General features: G+C 35.0%; 17 protein-coding genes and 1 pseudogene. 3 read left to right on the top strand and 15 right to left on the bottom strand.

The genetic code is table 11. The features are described 5' to 3' along the window. Positions 1-136: 136 nt before the first annotated feature. Positions 137-2893, bottom strand: a complete 2757-nt coding sequence (locus BW983_RS02090; protein WP_076549542.1) for an RCC1 domain-containing protein — start codon at positions 2891-2893, stop codon at positions 137-139. A gap of 519 nt (positions 2894-3412) precedes the next feature. On the opposite strand from BW983_RS02090, the gene BW983_RS02085 reads away from it, so the two are divergent. Together BW983_RS02085 and BW983_RS02080 are read left to right on the top strand one after the other, a co-directional pair. Further along, positions 3413-3883: a hypothetical protein gene (locus BW983_RS02085; RefSeq protein WP_076549540.1), complete on the top strand. Its 471-nt coding sequence runs from the start codon at positions 3413-3415 to the stop codon at positions 3881-3883. Between the two features lie 94 nt (positions 3884-3977). Continuing rightward, positions 3978-4925 carry an alpha/beta hydrolase family protein gene (locus BW983_RS02080; protein ID WP_228408931.1) on the top strand — a complete coding sequence of 316 codons (948 nt, stop codon included), beginning with the start codon at positions 3978-3980 and terminating at the stop codon, positions 4923-4925. A gap of 560 nt (positions 4926-5485) precedes the next feature. Here BW983_RS02080 and BW983_RS02075 read toward each other — a convergent pair. Both BW983_RS02075 and BW983_RS24275 read right to left on the bottom strand, forming a co-directional pair. Then, positions 5486-6346 (bottom strand): DUF4240 domain-containing protein, encoded by an 861-nt coding sequence (locus BW983_RS02075; RefSeq protein WP_076549538.1) that lies wholly within the window; start codon positions 6344-6346, stop codon positions 5486-5488. 516 nt (positions 6347-6862) lie between these two features. Beyond that, a pseudogene (locus BW983_RS24275) lies at positions 6863-7092 on the bottom strand (Y-family DNA polymerase); the annotation flags it as partial. A 599-nt stretch (positions 7093-7691) separates the two neighbouring features. Between BW983_RS24275 and BW983_RS02065 the strand changes: the two are divergent. Continuing rightward, complete coding sequence (locus tag BW983_RS02065) at positions 7692-8672, top strand: hypothetical protein (protein ID WP_076549534.1); 981 nt, start codon at positions 7692-7694, stop codon at positions 8670-8672. Positions 8673-8703: 31 nt separating this feature from the next. Here BW983_RS02065 and BW983_RS02060 read toward each other — a convergent pair whose 3' ends face one another. The 12 genes from BW983_RS02060 to BW983_RS23945 form a co-directional block, all read right to left on the bottom strand. Further along, a complete protein-coding gene (locus tag BW983_RS02060) occupies positions 8704-9144 on the bottom strand; it encodes a lysozyme (protein ID WP_076549533.1) in 441 nt (146 codons plus the stop codon). After that, positions 9141-9710 (bottom strand): hypothetical protein, encoded by a 570-nt coding sequence (locus BW983_RS02055; protein WP_139329205.1) that lies wholly within the window; start codon positions 9708-9710, stop codon positions 9141-9143. Before BW983_RS02055 ends, BW983_RS02060 begins: the two co-directional genes overlap by 4 nt. A gap of 69 nt (positions 9711-9779) precedes the next feature. Continuing rightward, positions 9780-11090, bottom strand: a complete 1311-nt coding sequence (locus BW983_RS02050) for an ATP-binding protein (protein ID WP_076549528.1) — start codon at positions 11088-11090, stop codon at positions 9780-9782. A 341-nt stretch (positions 11091-11431) separates the two neighbouring features. Continuing rightward, positions 11432-12286, bottom strand: coding sequence for a hypothetical protein (locus BW983_RS02045; RefSeq protein ID WP_076549526.1), 855 nt, complete (start codon positions 12284-12286; stop codon positions 11432-11434). A 184-nt stretch (positions 12287-12470) separates the two neighbouring features. Further along, positions 12471-13322: a hypothetical protein gene (locus BW983_RS02040; RefSeq protein WP_076549524.1), complete on the bottom strand. Its 852-nt coding sequence runs from the start codon at positions 13320-13322 to the stop codon at positions 12471-12473. Positions 13323-13489: 167 nt separating this feature from the next. Then, complete coding sequence (locus BW983_RS02035) at positions 13490-14341, bottom strand: hypothetical protein (protein WP_076549523.1); 852 nt, start codon at positions 14339-14341, stop codon at positions 13490-13492. Between the two features lie 529 nt (positions 14342-14870). Beyond that, positions 14871-15281, bottom strand: a complete 411-nt coding sequence (locus BW983_RS02030; RefSeq protein WP_076549521.1) for a 5-fold beta-flower protein — start codon at positions 15279-15281, stop codon at positions 14871-14873. Between the two features lie 157 nt (positions 15282-15438). Further along, entirely contained in the window at positions 15439-15972 is a 534-nt protein-coding gene (locus tag BW983_RS02025; protein WP_076549519.1) for a hypothetical protein, read from the bottom strand. A 7-nt stretch (positions 15973-15979) separates the two neighbouring features. Next, the gene (locus BW983_RS23955) at positions 15980-19831 is read right to left on the bottom strand and encodes a phage tail protein (protein ID WP_076549517.1); all 3852 of its coding nucleotides are present in this window, start codon (positions 19829-19831) and stop codon (positions 15980-15982) included. Positions 19832-20241: 410 nt separating this feature from the next. Then, complete coding sequence (locus BW983_RS02015) at positions 20242-20619, bottom strand: hypothetical protein (RefSeq protein WP_065393014.1); 378 nt, start codon at positions 20617-20619, stop codon at positions 20242-20244. 54 nt (positions 20620-20673) lie between these two features. Next, positions 20674-20841: a hypothetical protein gene (locus BW983_RS23950; RefSeq protein ID WP_167369950.1), complete on the bottom strand. Its 168-nt coding sequence runs from the start codon at positions 20839-20841 to the stop codon at positions 20674-20676. Between the two features lie 368 nt (positions 20842-21209). Beyond that, positions 21210-21368 carry a hypothetical protein gene (locus BW983_RS23945; protein ID WP_165602205.1) on the bottom strand — a complete coding sequence of 53 codons (159 nt, stop codon included), beginning with the start codon at positions 21366-21368 and terminating at the stop codon, positions 21210-21212. Positions 21369-21470: the final 102 nt, after the last annotated feature.

Below are 21470 nucleotides of genomic sequence, written 5' to 3'. Positions count from 1 at the left end.
TGGCTGCATTTTAAATATTAAGCTTGATCAGTACTACTAAAAGTATATATAAACAACAACGCCACTTATTTTTAAGTGGCGTTATTTTATAAAGATGATAAACTTAAAAAGTCTAACTATTATTCTGCTTTATCGTCTACCTTTTGATTATTTTCGCTGTTTTTATGAGATTATTAACTAAATTCACTTTGACCTGATAAACTCCTGATAATACTCCGGAAAGATCTATATTTCCTTTTGTATCATTTATTTCTTTCGTAAGTACTGGTTTACCTGCTGTATTGTATACTGTTACCGAAAGAATCTTTTCTTCAGACGAAATGGTCACTATATCCTGCACAGGATTTGGATAAACTTTCAGCTGATTTTCCTGTATTGAAACTTTCTCAACAGCAAAGTTATTTACTGGAGGTGTTACATTATTTACAGGACAAGCAATAGCTCTAAAAATCTTACTCTGAGTATTTGTACCATCTCCTAGCTCTCCTCTGCCGTTATAACCTGAGATCCCCAAAGCTCCATCAGCACTTATAGCGAGGGTATTTTGTGCTCCAGCCTCCATATTTTGCCAATCTGTAGCAGTCCCAATACGCATTGGTGTAGATCTGTTCGTCTCTGTTCCATCCCCTAACTGTCCCGTTGTATTATCTCCCCATGTCCAAAGCGTTCCGTCTGTTTTGATTGCGATAACGGCACCATTTAAACCGGTACGAATATTTCGCCAATCTGTTGCTGTTCCCACTTGTGTTGGAGTATTTTTTGAAATGGTGGTTCCATCTCCCAACTGCCCTTTTGCATTATCTCCCCAGCCCCAAAGTGTGCCATCTGCTTTGATTCCCATCGAATAAATTCGTCCCACATTAATATCTTTCCAATCTGTGGCTGTTCCTATTTGAATAGGAGAAGTACTGGCTGTGAAAGTTCCGTTCCCCAGTTGTCCTTTGGAATTATCTCCCCAAGCCCAAAGTGTTCCATCTGTTTTGATGGCAAGAGTATGATTTCCTCTGGATGCAACATTTATCCAGTCTGTTGCTGTTCCTATTTGTACAGGTAAGGTTTTATTGACGGTAGTACCATCCCCTAATTGTCCATATTTATTATTGCCCCAAGCCCAAAGTGTTCCATTAGATTTTATGGCTGCCATATGAAACTCACCAGTCGTAATATTTACCCAATCTGTTCCCGATCCTACTTGTGTTGGTATATTTTTGTCGCTAGTCGTTCCATCACCTAATTGCCCATTATAATTCCATCCCCATGTCCATAGTGTCCCATCTGCTTTGAGCGCTGCTGAATAAGAAAATCCTGCCTTGATTTTCACCCAGTCTGTTCCTGTTCCTACTTGTGTCGGGATATTTTTATCAATAGTCGTTCCATCCCCCAATGCTCCATCAGAGTTGTCTCCCCACCCCCATAGTGTTCCGTCTTTTTTTAATCCAATAGAATGGTATACACCAATGCTCGCACTTTGCCAGCAACCACTATCACCTGCAGGAAGTGTAGTAAAGGAACCTCCCGGCATCCAGACCACCTGGCTGAAACCACAATCAGAGGCAACCCACCAATAGTAAGTATTGTTTGGTAATAAATTGGTTAGATTTGCTGTTGTAGAGACAATTGTATTTTTATTCCCTTCAGGGGCAGGATTTGTGCTGTAAATATATACATACCCTTTACTGGGTACCTGGGTTGCTGCTGTCCAGCTAATAGTAGCTGTTGAAGAAGTAATATTTGTTACTGCCAATTGTGTTGGAAGAATACATACTTCAGGACAAGCAATAGAAACAAAAGTATTTTTATCATTATTAATCATATTCGTAGTTGTAGTCCCATCACCCAGCTGACCTTGACTATTTTTACCACAAGCTTTTAAGGACCCATCGGTACCCTTTACAAGAACATGATTTTGTCCGGCATATATTTCCAAATTATCTGAAGAGGTACCTACTTGTACAGGAGGTCCTACATTGATTACTTCATCTGTCCCATTTCCCAGCTGTCCATAATAATTATATCCCCATGACCACAGTGTTCCGTCTGTTTTTGTTGCAAATGTATAACCATTTTCCGCAGCTACATTCAGCCAATCCGTTGCCGTTCCTACCTGCATTGGTGTTTTTCTTGAAACAGTAGTTCCATCCCCTAATTGCCCGTAAACATTCGAGCCCCATGTCCATAATGTCCCATCTGTTCTTACGCCTATAGAATATCCGCTTACCGCATCAATACTTTTCCAATTCATATCTGTCCCTATTTGCGTCGGGATTGATTTTGCGATAGTAGTTCCATCTCCCAATTGTCCGCTAAAATTAGATCCCCATCCCCATAGCGTTCCATCTGTTTTAATTCCTAATACACTATTGTATGCAGCATTTACAGTTTGCCAATTGGTATCCGTTCCTATTTGTATTGGAGTTTTTTTGGAAATAGTAGTTCCATCTCCCAGCTGTCCATATTCATTACGTCCCCATGCCCATAATGTTCCATCTGTTTTGATTCCTACCGTAAAAAATTCTCCTACGCTAACGCTTTTCCAATTGGTAGCAGTTCCGATTTGTGTTGTAACACTTTTTGAAAGGGTAGTTCCATCTCCCAATTGTCCATATTCATTACGTCCCCATGCCCACAATGTTCCATCTGTTTTGATGGCGAAAGTCTGACTTGCACCGGCACTTACTATTTTCCAATTGGTTAATTTCCCTATTCGGGTTGGGGCATTTCTGCCATTCACATTCAGGTCCGCCAGCTCTCCTGAGAAATTAACTCCCCATCCCCACAGCGATCCATCTGTCTTTACCCCTACAGAATGTTCTTTCCCTACACTAATACTTTGCCAGCACTGGGCAAACGAGTGTAAACTAATGAATACAAATAATAAAAATATTTTTTTCATATTTTAATGTTGTGATATTTTCCTACTCGTATAGCTTTTCGGTTACGCTTCGTTTTTAATGGTTTCTGAACTCCATATCATAAGTCATTTGAACACAAAACAATTTTGCGATCAAATAATTTCACCTTTGGTAAGTAGAAATGATCAAATAAAATTTATGTAGCTTATTGATTTATAGCGTTAAAAAAAATGATAAATTAAAGTTGTTTTACATTGCTGGAAACAATGAGTTTTGACGTATTCTTGAGAATAAGTACAGGTAATTCCGTTCATGACTTGATTAGTTTTTTGGTTATTTTGTAGTTTTTTATTATATAAATAATACGATATATTAAAATAAAACGTATTATTTATTGTAAAAATACATTTTTATTGAAAATATTCAAAAATAAAAGGAAATAAAAATAAGTTTTTATGAAAGAATCAAATTCAAAAGACTTTTCTACTAAAAATTCTTCAAAAAACAGCATCTTTCAAAAGAAAACGCTAAATATTCCGTTTAATTCTTAAATTTGGCTAATGCGAAAGAATCTTTATTTCATCATTTTATCATTATCTCTTACCAGTTGCTATACTTACCAGGTAAAAAAGCAGCCAGATCCTGAGACCAACAATAAGCAGGCATCCCAAAGGAGCACACCTTCTTTTAATAACACTGCGACACCCATGAAAACGTTAACGGATGAACCCAAAGCTCTAAATATACAGCAAACGCCTGCTCCAATCAATATTCAAGACAAGCTTGCGCCTAATAAGAACGTTAAAATTGATGTTGATGGCAGAAGCTATAAAATAATAGTTGACAGATGGGAAAGTGACAGTCTCGTTGCTCACCCGGTTGGTAGCCCTAAGAAAATCCTGAAGTTCCATAAGAACCAGATCAATGCGGAGAAAATTGCTGAAAAGCGTTTTTCGCAGCCTATTGCTGATATTATTACCGTTACTGCTTACGCCGGAATCGGTGCTTTAATCTGGTATCTTGTCCGCTAATTGTTATAAGTTATCTGCTTTGTGGATTGAATAGAATTATGATTATTTTTATAATCAACCAATAAACTAAAACCAAGTGCAAAATTTTAAACATTTGAACACTGCGAAATCATTTGTCCGTAATTTATCAATTACAGGAACGAACAATATTTATAAACCTTCACGAGGACTAAACTTCAATATATTAACGACTTTCCTATTGGTATTGAGTGTTTTATCCAATAATCTATCAGCAGCTAATCCGAAAAGCTTTACCACTACAAATGTGACATTTACCAGCTCAGGAATATCACTTTCAGGAACAATTTTCAAACCTGATCATGCTACTGCTGCGGTAGTGATCGTTCATGGTTCCGGACAGGAAAAAAGAATGACAGAGTTTGCAACGCTTTTGGCTGATAATGGTATTGCTGTTTTTACTTATGATAAACGAGGAGTTGGGGAATCCGGCGGAGTGTATGCAGGACCGGAAGTAGGAACCAACAATGTGGATGCCTTTAATCTTAACCTGCTATCTTCAGATGTAAGCTCTGCGGTAGATATACTCTCTAAAGATTTACAAAATAAAGTACCCATCGGACTGATTGGGGGCAGCCAAGCCGGCTGGATCATTCCTTTAGCTGCTCAAAAGAATAAGAAAGTTAAATTTATGACAATCTTCAGCGGGGCACTTATTACTGTAAAGGAACAGCTTCGTTTTCAGTTTTACACCAATGGAGATTCCAATTTCTGGGATACTCATACTGAAGATGATGCAAGGAAGCACATTATGACAGACCCTGACCGATATGAGTTTGAAGACACAGATCCCAACAAGACTCTTGCTCATTTATCTATTCCGGGATTATGGATTTTTGGAGGAAAAGATATTCAGGTTCCTGTGAATTTGTCTATTGAGCATCTGAATCTGTTAAAATCTAACAAAACAAAGTATGAGTATAAGCTATACCCTGCTCTGGGACATAATACTGCATTTTCAGATTCCAAAGAACCTGTAGAATACGCTATAGCATGGATTAAAAACAGGAAATCATCAAAATAATATAATAGCACAGCTATCATCAAAAAACCTAATCTCCGAAGTCACTGTAACTTTGGAGATTTTTATTTTCTGGCAGACAAAAACACTATAAAAGCATTCACAAAATGGCTGTAACGCATTCTAAAGTGGCTACAGGGACTTATCTAACCCTCTGAAGGGACTTCCGAAGGGTCTATATCTCCTTGATGAACGGGTTCTACCCCCTTAGGTAAGGGGGTAGAACCCGTTGTCTAACGGTCTGGAACCCTTTATCTAACTGGCTCTATACCGTTGTTGAAGGATATACAGACCGTTATTATACTACCTGAAGAGGGTTGTCAAACGGGATATGGTACTTTGGGCTAACTATAATTCATAAGTTCTTCAAAACTTGTAATGAATAGTTATATTAAGCATGCTTTTTAAATGTACCGTTTTTAGAGTAGAATTGCAGTATTTTGAGGAGACAAAAGGTTACGACAGAGTCTCTTATGAAGCAGGATGACTATGTGATTGTTTGGTTTAAAAACTAAGGATTTGAATCCAATATGATTATGTACTTAAAAGAATATCTTTGGCTTTTATTCGCTTCTTAATTCTGCTATATCTTTTACCAATTTGGGATACATCTTCTGTAGATCGGCACCTCCTTTAGGTTCTCGATTCATCTCCCGGCTCATGCTGTCATAATGATTATCAGGATAAAGTTCGTTGACGGTATCTCTGATCTCGGATTCATCTTCATTATCATGGTTTACTGAATATGCTTCATCAGATACATACAGCAGCCCTTCTGCCCAACAGTCCCCAATATTGAAACTATACTTTCCACTGACAAATGCCTGGATATCTTTTTTAATATCTTCATAGAACTCCTTCCCTTTCAGCAATAGCCAACAGCGGAAATAAATGAATCCGTCATCCGAAAGATAATCGTTAAAAGTATAAATTCCATTTTCGGAAGTGAATTCACATTCAAGAATGATGGATAGTTCTGCTATTTCAGCGGTGTAGAGTTCGCTCAGCTTTTCCTGAAGGGTCTTTTCAAAAAGAACTAATCTTTCTTTTCCAAATCTGGAAAGGGATGTCGTCAGGTTTTCCAGATGTTCATCAATATCATATTCGCTCCAATGGGCGTTTTTATATTTATTTGATTTTTCGATGGCTTCCCAGAAATAGATATCTGCCTTTTCAGCTTCAGAAAGTTCTGCTTTTTGTGGTATTTCAGCATTTCCGAGAATTTCTGTGTATCCTTTTTTGATTTTTTGACTGATCAGTTTTTCAGACTCTTGGATACATTCATTTTCATCTGTGAATTCTTTAATGGTTTCACGTCCTTTAGTACCTGTCTTACCAAAAACTATTTTTTGTGTGTTTCCTTCATATTCAATATTCCAAAACTTGTCTGAGACTCCGTTTTGATTGATAAGATTCCTTTTCATAGTCTATTAATGTGGCTTATGGATTTAAGGGAATGAAACTACAAAAAAATAAGGACCTCAGCTATTTTCTTCAGTTTTATCTTCACATAATACCCATAAAAATCCCCGGATTTCTCCAGGGAACTATTCAAATAAACTAATGATGAAAAACTTAATGTTAAAATTAACATGTTTTAATTCACCACATTATGAGTATAATCATAAAACTTTTCTAATACAGCTTCAAAATATCAAATCCTGAGTACTTCAACAGCATAAATAAAAAATCCCCGGATGTCTCCGAGGATAAAAACTAATAACCATGAACTCAAATTAAATATGAGAATCGGGTGCAAAGTTAGAACATAATAATCGTTTTTGCAATTGTCACGTCAACGAAATGCATTAATATTTTATTTAAGTCAATATATTTCAAAAAACAACCCTATAAAAAGGTCTTATATAGGGGCAGATTTCTAATGATAACACGCGTTTAAGTGTATGATATACGTAGTTTTACGGATATTGTTGTAGTCATAATTCTATATCGTTCTTGACTACTATAGCTTGAGGACATAATCTCAAAGCCATACGCATTGGCATAGCGAACGCACTCCAAATTTCCAGGCTTCGTAAGAACATGAAGATATAACTCCTCTATCTCCACCGCCTATTATCTGGTGCATTCAGTTGAGTTCAGAGTTCACGAACCTCTCGCAGGATACAAGAAAAGTATCCAGATCCATATGTACAATAGACCGTTCCATTTTGCAAAATTAGATATATTTTTAACCAATTATCATAAAACATATTGATGTACTTTGTATCAATTTTAATACAACAAAGCAAAACCCTTTATACGACAGAACTTGACGCATTAAAAAAGTTATCCACAAAAAAATCCCCGGATCTCTCCGAGGACATTAATTGGCTTTATCAGGTTCAATATTTTAAACCATCTGATCCTATAAAAGGAATTCTTATTATCATTATTTTTTTGTGCGATATAGACTAATATAATTAAGTAGTAAACCTAATATATTAATTACTATAATAATAATTTTATACCACTCATCTGTAAGCATATTAATTATTTTTTATTACCCATGCGATTTTTACCACCGGTTTATTCAGAAGGTCTCTTCTTATATTTATAATATAGTTTTTTAATTTTAGATTACAAAATCAAGCAATAAAAACGCCCCCTAGCAACTGGGAGGTTAAAAAGTGTTTGATAAAAATAAATTATTCGAGACTCAAATATATACACATTTATTTAGGTGATATATGACTATAGTCATAATTCTACGGCAAACCATAAGACAGGGTTTTGAATTGTTTGTATATTCGCCGCCAAATTAAATCCATGAAAAAGAAAGACAAAATAATAGAATTTATTGCTAACAACGGTCAAAAATTACTTGTATTACTAGCATTAATTTTCGCAACTATACAAATAGCTTCAATTTTGGAAAATGATACCAAATACAAAAACCTAATCAATCTATTTAGTAATCAATACTTTATTATCGCAATAATAATCATTGCAACCGTAACAATTTTAATACCGTTTATAGTTAAATTTCTTTACAATGATCGTAATTCAAAAAGAGAGGAAGTATTAAAGAATCATATTAATCAACTTCGAGAAAGTAGAAGAATCCATGACCTAATAACCAATAAAATAAGTGAGGTTATGGATAAAAATAATAACATTCATGAACTTGAGAACAGCTTGCAAAGAAGAATAGAATCTAATTTTGAAGAATCAATTTTAAAAAAAGTAGAAAGTAAATTAGAACTTACTATTACAAACTCTGTTTTAAATAAAAAAATAAATTCTGAGTTAACCCCTTTAGTTGCTAATACTATTAAATATATTCACACAATCCAACGTAATTCGATAATTAATTTATCGATTGGTATTACTGGTAGTATTTTCGCTATACTTACCTTAGGTTTTTCGCTTTTATCCAATCATAAATATAATAATATAGAAGATTTTTCAATACAAATAATTCCTCGTGTAACCTTTGCAATTTTCATTCAACTTTTTTCCTTCTTCTTCCTTAGATTATATAAAAACAATTTGGAAGATGGAAAATACTTTCAAAATGAGCTTACAAACTTATCAGCAAAATGTTCGGCTTTGAAAATTGCTGTATTAACAAAAAATATAGAAAAGCAATCAGAGATTTTAAGCAACCTTTCTCAAATAGAACGTAACTTTAAAATTCAAAAAGAAGAGACACTACTTACAATAGAAAAGGCAAAAATTGAGAAAGAATACGATGTAGAAATTTTGAATACTTTTAAAGATTTTCTTAAATCTCCAAAAAAAGAATAATCTAAGTGATTATTCTTTTTTTGAGATAGACTTATTTCGCAAAGAACATATCCGCCTCCGCTTTTCTTCTTCGGATCAATCCATTTAAAGTTTTTCCGCCTGCTGTAACGTATTTCGTAGTAAACCAGATTCTGATCGCCTCCTCGCCTGCTCTTTTATTGATCAGGGAAAACAGAGTATCAGATCCGCCTGTATTGTAAGTGTGTGACACAAGGGCATCAAATTGGTTTTGAGTAAGGGCTATTTTTACTTTATTGTTTACTATTTTTTCATAGATTGGTAAAACAGATGAAAATAGTTCTATTCCTTTTTCTTTTGTGATTGCCGGATCTTTCATGGTAACTTTTTTTCCACCCGGATAGTAAGTATTTCCGTACCCTATGGTTGGAATTCCCGCAGAATCAAGATAAGGTTTGGAGCTGAATCCTTCGAATGATACGATCAGATTGATTCCTTTTTGTGATGTTTTCATTTTTTTAAATATTTATAGATGAAAAAGACGATGATTAAAGCGATTCCTATCAGAGTGATGAAGATCCAGGCTGCAACTTCAAAACCTGTTGACTTTACCTTTCTTGTCTCTTCTGAAACCTTCGCCTTCACTTCTTTGATGGTTTCTTTTGAAACAGCTTTCTGAGCTACATCCTGAACAATATATACTGATTCTTCTCTTTTGACCTCTGATTTTTTATGATCTGCTTTCGTATAATGGTTGCTGATGGTATATTCTGCATTTCCCATGATAGAAATACTTTGGATGGTATCTTTTCCCATTACATTATGAAAAACAAAGGGATTGGATAGATCAGATTTTCCTTTGATCACCATATCTCCTGACATTTCATTTTTTGATTCTTTGAGAGATACATCTTCAGATGTACTTTGAACTGATTGCAAGTTTTGTAAGCTTGAAGAATCGGTTTTTACTTTTTCCGTTTCTGTTCTGTTTTCTTTGTAAGTGGTTGTAATTTTATGTTTACTCCTGCAGCCGAGCATGAGACCGCTCAGCAGGAGCAATATTAGAATTTTCGCTTTCATTGGTTTTATTTTTAAGTCTTTTGTTTTTTTAGTTTTCAATGCGAGGAATTCTAATTGAAATTCAACTCCTTACATGAATATTTTATCTTCTTTCACATATTCTTTTCTGATGCTGTCTACCAGCATGTCTAAGCTTACTTTATAGCTCTTATCTTTTAGTGCAATGGCTTTTAAGCTGACATCCTGTATCACATTCATAATATTGGAACCGGTGAGCTCATATCGTTGGGCAATTTGATCTAAGTTGATATCATCCAGCTGTAATTGTACCGGTAAGTTTTGCTGCCAGATACGCAGACGCTCTTCATGCTTTGGATTATTGAATTGTATGCAGCTATGAAAGCGTCGCGTAAAGGCTTTATCCATATTATTTTTAAAGTTGGACGCGAGAATAATAAGCCCCGAAAAGGTTTCTATACGTTGTAATAAGTAAGAAACTTCCTGATTGGCATATTTGTCATGCGCATCTCTTACAGTGGTACGTTTTCCGAAAATAGCATCTGCTTCATCAAAGAATAAGATCCAGTTTTTGTTTTCTGCTTTATCGAACAGTTTAGCCAATTGTTTTTCTGTTTCTCCTATATATTTGGAGACGAGCATAGAAACATCTATTCTGAAAACCGGACGGTTTGTATATTTCCCTAAAAGACTTGCCGCAAGGGTTTTTCCTGTCCCCGGATCTCCATAGAACAATACTCTGAAACCTGGCTTAAGCTTTTTCTGCATGCCCCATTCTTCCATAAGGATATGTCTGCTATTGTACCATTCTTCGATATTCTGAAGCTCGTTTAGGGTAGCATCAGGAAGTATTAAATCTGACCAAGATCTAAGGGTTTTCACTTGTTCTGCCGGAAAATCATTGCTCATTTTCGGGAGAGATTCCAAGCCAAAGATCATCGCACTGAAGGCTTCAGGATGAATACTGATCTGGCTATTCATTGCTATAGGATCATGACTGGAAAAAACAAGAATTTCTTCTCTGATTAAAACGGAATCTGATCCGAAATAATCCAGTGTTTTTAATCTTTCGGAAATATTTTCACCTCCTAAAATATACTGAATGGTCTGGATTGTAGGATAAAAGAGCCTACCGTTATCATTGGTTGAACAGAAATCGAACAATGTATTTCCCGGAAATTCGAGAAAGATACGCTTCAACAATGTTGGTTCCAATCTTGGAAGTAATGCTATTAAAAGGATAATAATTTCCTTATGGGTAAGCCCTTTCCCTGAAATATAATGTCCTAATTGAAAGTTTTCATGGTTATTGGGATTAAATTCAGGGGCTCCTATATTAAAATCCTCTGAAGGATTGTTGATACGCCATGTAATAACCTTTTCTAAATGAGTAAATAATTCTTGTAATTGTTCTGACTCCATGGGATTTGATTCTTATTTATTTTTGAAACGATCTGTTTATTTCCATTAAGGATAACCTAAGCCGACACGCTCCGATTTCACGGAATTTGTTAACTGATTTTGGAAAATAAATACGATAATTGTGATGATGAATATCCTTCGAAACGGATGATGATACATCTGAATACTCCAGTATTTAAAAGAATTTTTTACTGGGTGAGGATTGTATTTTTAGGAATAGATTGTGAGTAAGTGCTCTCTTGTGCTGTGATCCTAAAATCTTTTTATATTGATAGATTGTGCTTTTCGTCAGCAAATGATTTCTTATTATTGTTTACATTCAGAAATCATTTTGAATACTTTTAATCTACGGAATAATTACATTCAATTCTGATATTTCTGACTTTCTCTACAAAACCGCCATCCCAATAGTCCTGATATTGCCAAGCAAGTAAGTATCCTGTGGTTAAAAGCATGTTCGTATTGTCATCATAAATATCACATCGTACAGTCTGTTCAAATGCCCTAAGATCCGCAATATATTGAAAAGTCAGATTATCCCAAGCGTCATAATGATCAGTACGCGAGTCTTCTTTTTTAAATATATCACTCCAATATTGAGTGAATGCCCTGTATTGAATAGGCAAGCTGGTGTTATTAATAAACTTAATATTGGTATTTACAATATTTATTTTCTTGCTACTACTTACTTTCCTAATATCTATAGGTAATCTAAAACTCTTTAGTTCTCCGAAATCAAAACCTTCGGAAATCGTATGCAGATTATTCCCGAATAATCTACGAACTTGAGCATTATCACTTAATTTATAATCCAGGCTGTAATAATCATATTCTTTTAAGTCACCTTGTGATATTTCTTTCAATTTAATGGTATAGGGTTCTTTACCTAGTAAGAATTGTCTGACTACGCCCATTTTTGTGGAATCCTTTATTGTAATCAACTGGTCTTCTTCACCCTGTGAGCTTACTGCAATCTGCATCTCTAAATTTCCAACTTCATTTGCCGTATAGTAGATGAATGTATCATCAATAGTTGCCAAACTATTGGCAAGGATTAATAATTCTCTTCTGTTTAAAACATCTTGCTTATGCTTTAAAGAGTCTATCAGGTCTGAAAACTGGCTCTCTGTGGGGTATTTCCCGGTTTCAAAATAGGTTTTTAACTGGTCTCTGGTTATTAGTTTGTTATCCTCCATAATACTCTATTATTCTTTGGTTTTAGTTTCTACTTTTGTTTTGTTTTTAAAGTTCAAAATTCATCATTTTTTAGTTTCCGGGAAAGTTTTTTGGCTTCTCCATTCTGTAGTTGCAGTAACTGGATGGTATCACCAAAGATTATAAAGTTGTTAGTATATAATTATTCAAAATTCTTTAGGCTTATTATTTTGAAGTGATATAATCACATTCTATTCTTATATTTCTGATTCCTATAATTCCCCCCCCTCCCCAGGCTCTCTCGAGGTTGTACCCAGCATTTAAGAAGCCTGTCGCAACGAGAATATCTTTATCGATATCGTAGAGTTTGCATTCTATCGACTGAGGAGCTTTCTCCAAATTAGCCTTATAATAAAGAGAGAATGCATCATCTAAACTGTAATGGTCTGTAACAGTATCCTTATCTGTATATTGATTATTCCAATAATTAGCTTCCAGTTTGTACTGAATAGGTATATCAGTGTTGTTCACAAACTTAATATTGGTATTCACAATGTCTACTTTCCCTCCAAAATTCTGTTTCGTAATCTGTAAGCCAAATCCTCGATTTATCAATTTTCCAAACTCAAATCCATCATAAATTTTAGGTAGATTATTTCCATAGAGTCTATTAAACGACCAACTTTGCTCAATCTGATAACGTAAAATGTAATATTCATTTTCTTTTAATTTTTCTTTTGAAAAATCCTTTGCTTTAATCGTATAAGGACCAGCTCCAAAAAAATAATGCTTTTTCTCCATATTATAGGTATTGTCTAATTTTATAACCTGATCTTCTCTATTCTGTTGGCTTACAACTATTGAGATTTCTAAATCATCAATTAAACTACAACTAACAAATCCGTTATTGAGCTTTGCAAGATTATTTGCAAACATTACCATTTCGTCATTAGATAAGGTATCCTGCTTATGTTTTAAAGAATCTATCAGATCTGAAAACTGACTCTGAGTAGGGTATTTCCCGGTCTCAAAATAGGTTTTAAGCTCTTCTCTTGTGGTTAATTTATTATCTTCCATAATTACTTTATTGTCCTTTGGTTTTAGTTTATATATAAATATTGTTTATTAAGTGTAAATTGATCTTTTTAAGATTTATGGTAAAGTTTTGAGGCTTCCTATTCTGTATTTGCTGCAACCTTTAAATTAATAAGATCAGACAATTTGTTATTCTAATTTGATTGTATTTAGTTTACAGAATAATTACATTCAATTCTTACATTTCTGATTTCTTTTATTTCTACTCCCTCTGTAGTTTGGATGTTCTGCCCAGCTTCCAGGTTAATGGTCTTTAAAAGCTTATTGCTATCCATATCATAGACACTACACCCTATAGACTGATTTGTTCCCCGAAGGTCTGCTTTAAACACTAAATAAAGGATATCATGCATATCATAATGATCAGTAACGATGCTTTTACCCGTATAAGGATTTGCCCATTGTCCTGCCTCTATCTTATATTGAACAGGTACCTCTGTTTTATTAACAAATTCAATATTTGTGTGTACAATTTTTAATTGTTGCCCTACATTCATCTTATTTATCCTTGCGTTTAACCACCTATCCTCAGACATAACAAACTCTAATCCCTCAGGAATTGTTGGAAGGTTATTTCCAAATATCCTTACCATTCTGGTAGAATCACTCGAGACAATCTCTAAATAATAATATTCATTCTCTCCTAATCCTTCTGCAGGGAATTCTTTTGTTCTAAAGGTATAAGGACCATTCCCAAATAAATATTGTTTTATTTCACCTCTGGGCGTATTTTCTATAATGATCTCCTGAACATCTTCATCATCAGAGCTGATCGATATTGGAAATTTTTGATTTTCAATACCAAATGCGTAGAAACCAAGGTATACATTATTTATAGAGACAATGCTGTTAGCAATAATTACAGCTTCTTTATTGGTGAGGCGGTCTTTTTTATGCTTTAAAGAATCAATCAGGTCCGAAAACTGGCTTTGTGTAGGGTATTTACCTGTTTCAAAATAGGTTTTTAGCTCTTCTCTTGTGATGGGTTTATTTTCTTCCATGATAATATTTTTTACGGCTTATTGGGTATAAAAGCCTTAGGTTTTAGATGATTATTTATAGTATGTTTTTCTAAGATTCGAAACTTATTTTTTGTGTTGGGAAAAATTTTGCAGCCTGGATATTCAGTAGTTTCAGTCCTTTTTTAAAAAAATCGGATGGCTGGTTGCTTAAGTTTCAATGCTCAAAATTCATACTTTTTTTGTTCATGGGAAAGTTTTTTGACCTTCCTGTTCTGTAGTTGCAGTGGGTTCTGTTTTTTTGGAGAATGAGATGTATTAGTGCTGGAGAGAAGAATTGAGTAATGGAGATTTTATAAACGCAAAGGTTTCCTCTTAATTGCGTTTTATTTTAAGTGAGCTAAGGAGGGAATCGATAATCGATTCTGATGAAGCGGCTGATTGATTTGCGTGATATTTTAAAAAAAAATTCATTTATGGATGTTTCAATAAAAAGGCTCGGATTATAAAATCCGAGCCTTACTTTTTACTGTATGTTTAAAGTATAGTTTCTTTATGAAGAGATCATTTATTAATCCAGTTTAAAGAAGAAATATACTACTGCCGCCCATTCTTTTTTGATGCCTTTTGCATAGCCTATAGTGCTTCTGCTACTGCTTTCTACTGTTCCATCATCTTTGATATAACCAATGGTTGAGCGACTGCTGTTTTCTACTGTTCCATCGCTTTTCACATAGCCTACCGTAGAACGGCTCTTATTTTCGATTGTTCCGTCACTTTTGATATACCCAATTGTGCTACGACTTTTATTTTCAATTGTCCCGTCACTTTTAATATATCCTACCGTGGAATGGCTACTGTTTTCTATGGTTCCGTCACTTTTGATATAACCTGTAGTACTGCGGCTTCCGGATTCTATAGTCTGTGCACTTATAACGGAAAGCCCAAAGAGAAGCGAGCAAAGGAATAGTGTTTTTTTCATATTTAAGATTTTAATGGGTTATTAATTTTGGTTTATTTGATGTATTCAAAAGTATTGATTATTCTTTTATATTGGAGGATTGAAATGAGACTGGATGGTGATTGGGGAAAGATAAAGCGAAACTTTTTGCAAAGTTTCGCTTTATAAATGTTATGTGTTATTTATCTTTTAAATACTCTTCCAAACTCCATTCTTCAGTTGGTTCTAAATAACGTTCTATAGCAACGGGCTCACCTAATTCATAATATTTTATACTTCTATCACCTCCTACAAATATCCATTTACTAGTGTCAGGGTCTGGTATAAAATCTGCTATAATCTTTAAATCCTCGTCTACTTTGCTTATTATAAAACAATCAAAAATTAATTTTGCTTTATTTTGAATAGGATTCGCTCCTGAAACATAGCAAGCCCATAACTTACCATACGCAGCATGATTGTATTCACTTATCTTGTATAAATCCCGAGCCATTGGGTAAGGAGCATTTTTAAAATCTTCATAATATTCATCGTCTTTTAATCTTCTATGGATAGGTAACCCCAAACCTACAGTAATGTCATTCATATAAGATTTTATTTCCGCTGCCAAACTATTATATTCATCAAATTTTTCTTTGTAATGTTTAGCATTAATTGCTTGTGTTTCTTTTTTAAACAAAAACTCTAATAATTTCTTTACTTCTTTTATCATATACTTACTATTTATTAAATAACTTATCTAACCAAATATCTCCATGTTCAACTTCACTTTCTGCTGTTCCTAATCTCTTCCCATTTTCATCATACAACCTAGCGACATAATCTACGCTTTCACATCTTCTAGGAGCCTGCTTAGCATTGATTGCCTGCTTCATTATTTTAGTCTGCAATTCTGTCATATTAGGATATGCTATTTTAAGACCTCCGATCAACTTGTCTTCTTCTAAGACTTCAAAAATAGCATTTATTGTTATATCAAAAGTAATTCTTTTTCCCTCATTATCTTTATCTTGAGCAATACTAACAATTTGTTGTTGCAACTGAGTTTCTGCCTTCTTCATTGTTTGTTGGTTAAACTCTTTAGAGGTAAGAATAAGATTCAGTGCTTTTTTATAACCAGATCCCATAAACCAGTCGGCTATACCATGTGCACTATTTAGCTCTATATCATAGTCTTCTTGAGCTAGCTTACCTGCACTCACAACAACACCTCTAGTACCTTTTAGTTTTAGTGCAAGATTTTTACCTACAAAAGTTTGGCTTACTTTTCTTCCTTCTAGTAATTTAAACGTTATAACAAAATCTCGTACCCCTGCATGATGTGCTACCGGCGCATAATGATAGCTTACTGTTACCAAATTATTTTCTGTAACTCTAAAAGTTATGTCCATAGGCTTGTACTCTTTGTGTTCTTTCGGACTCTCACCTTCAGGGTTTACTTTTCCATAAAAATGTATCGTAAATTCATCACCTTTTATTTTATCTTTTATCATTTTTAGCTGCTGCATTCCATATTTATGTTGTATGCTTGGCAACTCATTTTCTATCTCTTCTATTCCATGTTCTGGTTTTTTAGCAAATGTACTTGCAGCAGCTAAACCATCCTGTAGATCTTTACGCTTCTCGGAATCATTTCTATCATCGTATTTCTCTTTTACATTTTTGTCTTCTACTTTTTTCTCCTTCTTATCTTTATTTTTCTTACCTCCTATTCCAAACTTCCCAAGTAATCCTCTAGCTTTACCTTTCACAAAATTCCAGAACTTCACAATCGCATTTTCAATACGCTGACGTATTTTACGTATTACTCCCACAACTTTATCTGCTAATCCGCCAATTCCCAGTAATGAAGCCAGGAAGCCAATCAGTACCGGAACAGCTTTACCTAATGCATTTTCTATTGCTTTAGCTACTGCACCTACATTTCCGCTGGCAATTGCTTTTATACTATCTGTAAAGGCTTTCACCAGTTCCATAATTTGGGCTGCTCGCTGGATAAAGAATTTCACGACATCTATAATCGCCATAGCGGCTTTTATAAAGGCTCCAACCGGAGTCAGTAATCCCATCACCCATTTAATACCTGCCTGGATCACCTGATTTTGGATGATGTCCATAATAGCATCCATTACTGTTTCTTTCAGGTCTGCAAACTGGTCTTTCAAGTGCTCCCAAAGTCCGGCAACACCTTCCTTACGAACGACCTGTACCATTTCAAAGCCAGTTTCAAGAACTTTCATTACAGGTTCTCCTATTACTCTGGCTCCAATAGCTCTAATGCCATTCCATGTTAAGCCAAGCACCTGCGTGGTAATAGAGAATACGCCTTTTAGAGAGAATACATCTTCCGGCATGGTTAAAGAAATACCTTTCATCGCTCCGGTCAACCATCCGAAGAATCCGGTTTTAAGGTGAGTCCAGATGTTAGCTCCAAAATTGGTAAACCCTTGTGAAACTCCCGCAATAAGGTTTCTAAAGAATCCTATCGGATCTGTTATAATCGCCTGAATTGCTTCTATCACACCAGACAATAGATTGGTAAGGGTGTTTTTAATTTCAATAATGATTGCAAAAACACTTGTTTTAAGCACATCAAGAGCTTTATTAATCAATCCGCTGTTCTGTGATTTCAGTTCTGTAATTCTGGCATCAATACCTGCTACATTGTCTGCATATTTCTTAGCTAATGTATCAATTAACGCATCTTTTTTATTGTTTACACTTTCCTCCAGGGCATTGAACTTATTCTGGATTTCTGTGATAGCTTCTTTACCTATTTTACGTAAACTTGGTGATAAACTGTTGACGTATGTTTGCACATCTTTTTTACCTTTGGCAATTCTGGTCTTAGCTGCATTAAGCTGAGTGGTAACATGGGTCGCGATATCGTCGATATAACGGTCCATAACTTTAATGTATAATTTTTTACCACTGTCAAAGTATTTATTAACCTCATCAGGTAAGCCGGTAAGTTTATCCCATACTACTAAAGTGAGTGCTGCCATAGCACCATAAGTCATACCTGCTCTTCCATAACGTCTTAGCTTGTAAGCATCCATTTCTTTATCTATATGATCTTCAAATGCTTTTTTGGCTGCCTTACTTCCTCTATCAAATTTTTCTGCTACAGATTTATCAAGATTATTTAAAATACCATCTACATCCGTTTTGGAGCTATTATAAATGCTGTTAATATGATCGGCAATTTCTTTACGTTTCTGGCTGTCTTTGGTTGCGGTTTGCTTTTGTTCACCATGAGCATGATCTAAACCACCTTTACGGGCACTGTGCATCCCACTGATTTGACGGACAGCCTGTGATTGAGCTTCTTCTTTAGTTTTCGCCAATTCACTTCCTTCTGTTTTTCTAAACTGCTGTGTAGCGGCTGCACTTTGGGTTTTTGCGTTGTTCTTTTCTGCCAACGCTTTTGTAAATGATGGTTCGTTGGAATTAGCAAGCATACTGTCAGTTACGCCATTAGCTTTCATCTCGCTATCAATACTTGCAGTTTGCTCCTGAATAGGCTTCTCCACGCTTGCTGCATCTCGTTTAACAGGCATTGCCTTAGCCACACTTGGTGTACCCGGAGCTTTACCAACGTTAGGTGTTGGCATTTTGGCAACAGGTCGTACAGGCTGTCCTGTAATATCAGGTTTTTTAGCTGTTGCATCAGCGATATCATGTGAAGCTGCATTTTTCTCGTTCTTCACATCACCCATCGCGTTTTTATTCACTTCCTGGATATTGTTATTTTTCTCAAATTCATCTGCCTCGGCTTCATTTGCAGGAAGCTTTATTCCTTTGATTTTCGCAGTCAATAAAGCTTTAAACTCGTCTTTACTGAATGTTCCAGGTTTTTGTTCATCCATTACATTCACCTGCCCTGCCTGTGCCATACTTTCACGTTCATTGGATGGTGATGGTGCGGCAGCCTGTGCATCGTTGCTTGCTTTTGGTGCAGACTCGTGACGTTTCTGTAATTTGGCTGTTGTATTGATGTTACCACTCAGTTCCATAAAGCCTGGATTATCTTTTGCACTTACTGGTGTTTTAACTTCACTATTCATCTCTACGGCATCATCCTCAGGTAGTGATTTGGGTTGTTCCATAGGAACAATACCTGATTTCCCCGATGTACTTTTTGCCGTTGCCTGTTTGACTGTTCCGGATACTCCTGTACTGTTTTTACTTCCCTGATAAGCTACTGCCTGTTCCTGCACGGTTTTGGGAAGATAAGTTCCCGATTTACCATCATTGTAATCACGTGCCTGATCAATGCTAGTAGTCGCCATATAACTTTTTTCAGCTACTTTGGTTTGGGGATGGTTGATATCGCCAGTTTTTGCCAGGCTATTCTGGAACTTTCCGTTCATTATTTCTGACCCTTGATCATAAATGTTTTGTAAGCCAGAAGCTGCTCCAACACTTCCATTACGTTGGGATTGTTGTGTTTGAGTTCTGACTACATCTACCTCGGATAGAGGGATGACCACCGAGTCTTTGGGGCTTTGCTTTTTGCCCTTACTCTGATGGGATTTGTTGTCTTTTTCTACAGGATTTGCTGTTTTCATTGACTTAGTTTTTTAATTTCATATTGAGTTAAAAGGCGAACAAAACGCAATGATATTACTGCGTTTTATATACCTGCTGATCTGAAAAATCAGTCCGTGTATGGTGGATTTCTTTAAGAAGGTAAATAACCGGAAGCGTGTTCAGCGCTGCAATGAGAAACAGGTAATGCTGAACCACTTCTGGCTTTCTCTCTTTTGAGTTTTCAGGTTATTAGTTTCAAAATTCACTCTTTTTGGGGAGAATTACCCTTTTTTCAAGTGATGGATTCTGTAGTTGCAGCAAAGTATTTCAAAAGATCTTTTCACTGCAATGGTCTAAGTATTTGAGTAGAATTATTTATTGATATGAGGTCTGATTGATTAGGTTTAAATAATTACTATTTTCAACTCCTACTTTTTCACTTCCTATTCTATTGAATCACATCATCTTTCTTTTCTTCTTCATCAGGCTGTCTGTCTGATCTCACTCCATATCTGTTTTCAATAAAAAGATTTACTGATTTATCAATCCAGTTAGGTAAATTCGTTGTGATCATCTTCAGGAATTTATCGTAGCCGTATCCGAGAACAAACAATATTCCTGTTGAATACCATTTGTCATGCAGCTCAGCTCTGTTCATCAAATAACTCATTGTAAAGCCTACAATGATGACGATCATCAGGGTAATGAAGTGTTCCCACGGCTGTTTTTTCTCTTTATTTTGTATGGAGACCAATACCCTTAATAATCCTCCTGAAAAAGCTATTGCAGTTCCGATCAAAAGGGCTTTTATACTATCCAAATTCATCTTAGTATTATTGATTAAAGTTTTTTATTTTTTCAGTAAGTTTGAAATGGTTCATCATTCTTGGCTCAGAATGTACATATCGTCTAAAAATTTTCTGATTTTTTTAATATTTTCGCTGTCATCTGCATAGGCTAATTCGTCGATAAGATCACTGATATCTCTTCTTTGATCTTCCAGCTTTTCCTTAGTTTTTTTCTTTTTCTTCTTTTCTTTTTTTTTCATGGTTATAGAATTTTATTAAATGAGTATTAGTTTTTTAATCTTTAGGACATTAATTCAACACCTCAAGGTCAAACGGTTTCTTTTTTAAGCTCATCTTTATTGAAAGCAACAGAACTAAAAAGCAAAAACCGTTTTTCACCTGAGTATTTCACCTATAAATTTAAATTTGAAAAAGATTCAGATACCGTCTTCAGAGGAATCCGGTGAGGTTGTTATTGAGGGTTGTATATTACCATCAAGCCCTTTCTTGTCTTTTTGAGAATGAATAATTTCAAGATCTAATTCATGGTGTATATTAGTTCTAAAAGATTATTTTAATAATAGCATTCTACGCAATGCTAATGCTGAATTTATTTAAGGTATTCAAACTAAGCCTGAAGGATGATATTGTATATTGTTCTTTCTGATAAAAACAGCATTTCTGTAAGCTCTGTTACAATCACCTTCATTTGTTTATTTTGATTACGTCTTACATAATCGATCACAAAATCTTTTCTTTTTTCTACTAATTCTTTACTACGTTTCATTTTCTCTGGTTTAAAAAGTTTTTTGGTTATAGTTTTTTGAATCAGGCTTCGCATTTCTTATTTTCTGAATGTTAATTAAGTCCATAAGAACTCCTAAAGGCT

It is taken from the genome of Chryseobacterium ureilyticum, assembly GCF_900156735.1.
Classification (GTDB): Bacteria; Bacteroidota; Bacteroidia; order Flavobacteriales; family Weeksellaceae; genus Chryseobacterium; species Chryseobacterium ureilyticum.
This window is presented reverse-complemented; position numbering and strand designations above follow the sequence as displayed.

What these genes read in the sequence shown, in the direction of transcription:
- BW983_RS02090 (WP_076549542.1), bottom strand. Translation starts at nt 2,893, where the DNA reads ATGAAAAAAATATTTTTATTATTTGTATTCATTAGTTTACACTCGTTT.
- BW983_RS02085 (WP_076549540.1), top strand. Translation starts at nt 3,413, where the DNA reads ATGCGAAAGAATCTTTATTTCATCATTTTATCATTATCTCTTACCAGT.
- BW983_RS02075 (WP_076549538.1), bottom strand. Translation starts at nt 6,346, where the DNA reads ATGAAAAGGAATCTTATCAATCAAAACGGAGTCTCAGACAAGTTTTGG.
- BW983_RS02065 (WP_076549534.1), top strand. Translation starts at nt 7,692, where the DNA reads ATGAAAAAGAAAGACAAAATAATAGAATTTATTGCTAACAACGGTCAA.
- BW983_RS02060 (WP_076549533.1), bottom strand. Translation starts at nt 9,144, where the DNA reads ATGAAAACATCACAAAAAGGAATCAATCTGATCGTATCATTCGAAGGA.
- BW983_RS02055 (WP_139329205.1), bottom strand. Translation starts at nt 9,710, where the DNA reads ATGAAAGCGAAAATTCTAATATTGCTCCTGCTGAGCGGTCTCATGCTC.
- BW983_RS02050 (WP_076549528.1), bottom strand. Translation starts at nt 11,090, where the DNA reads ATGGAGTCAGAACAATTACAAGAATTATTTACTCATTTAGAAAAGGTT.
- BW983_RS02045 (WP_076549526.1), bottom strand. Translation starts at nt 12,286, where the DNA reads ATGGAGGATAACAAACTAATAACCAGAGACCAGTTAAAAACCTATTTT.
- BW983_RS02040 (WP_076549524.1), bottom strand. Translation starts at nt 13,322, where the DNA reads ATGGAAGATAATAAATTAACCACAAGAGAAGAGCTTAAAACCTATTTT.
- BW983_RS02035 (WP_076549523.1), bottom strand. Translation starts at nt 14,341, where the DNA reads ATGGAAGAAAATAAACCCATCACAAGAGAAGAGCTAAAAACCTATTTT.
- BW983_RS02030 (WP_076549521.1), bottom strand. Translation starts at nt 15,281, where the DNA reads ATGAAAAAAACACTATTCCTTTGCTCGCTTCTCTTTGGGCTTTCCGTT.
- BW983_RS02025 (WP_076549519.1), bottom strand. Translation starts at nt 15,972, where the DNA reads ATGATAAAAGAAGTAAAGAAATTATTAGAGTTTTTGTTTAAAAAAGAA.
- BW983_RS23955 (WP_076549517.1), bottom strand. Translation starts at nt 19,831, where the DNA reads ATGAAAACAGCAAATCCTGTAGAAAAAGACAACAAATCCCATCAGAGT.
- BW983_RS02015 (WP_065393014.1), bottom strand. Translation starts at nt 20,619, where the DNA reads ATGAATTTGGATAGTATAAAAGCCCTTTTGATCGGAACTGCAATAGCT.
- BW983_RS23950 (WP_167369950.1), bottom strand. Translation starts at nt 20,841, where the DNA reads ATGAAAAAAAAAGAAAAGAAGAAAAAGAAAAAAACTAAGGAAAAGCTG.
- BW983_RS23945 (WP_165602205.1), bottom strand. Translation starts at nt 21,368, where the DNA reads ATGAAACGTAGTAAAGAATTAGTAGAAAAAAGAAAAGATTTTGTGATC.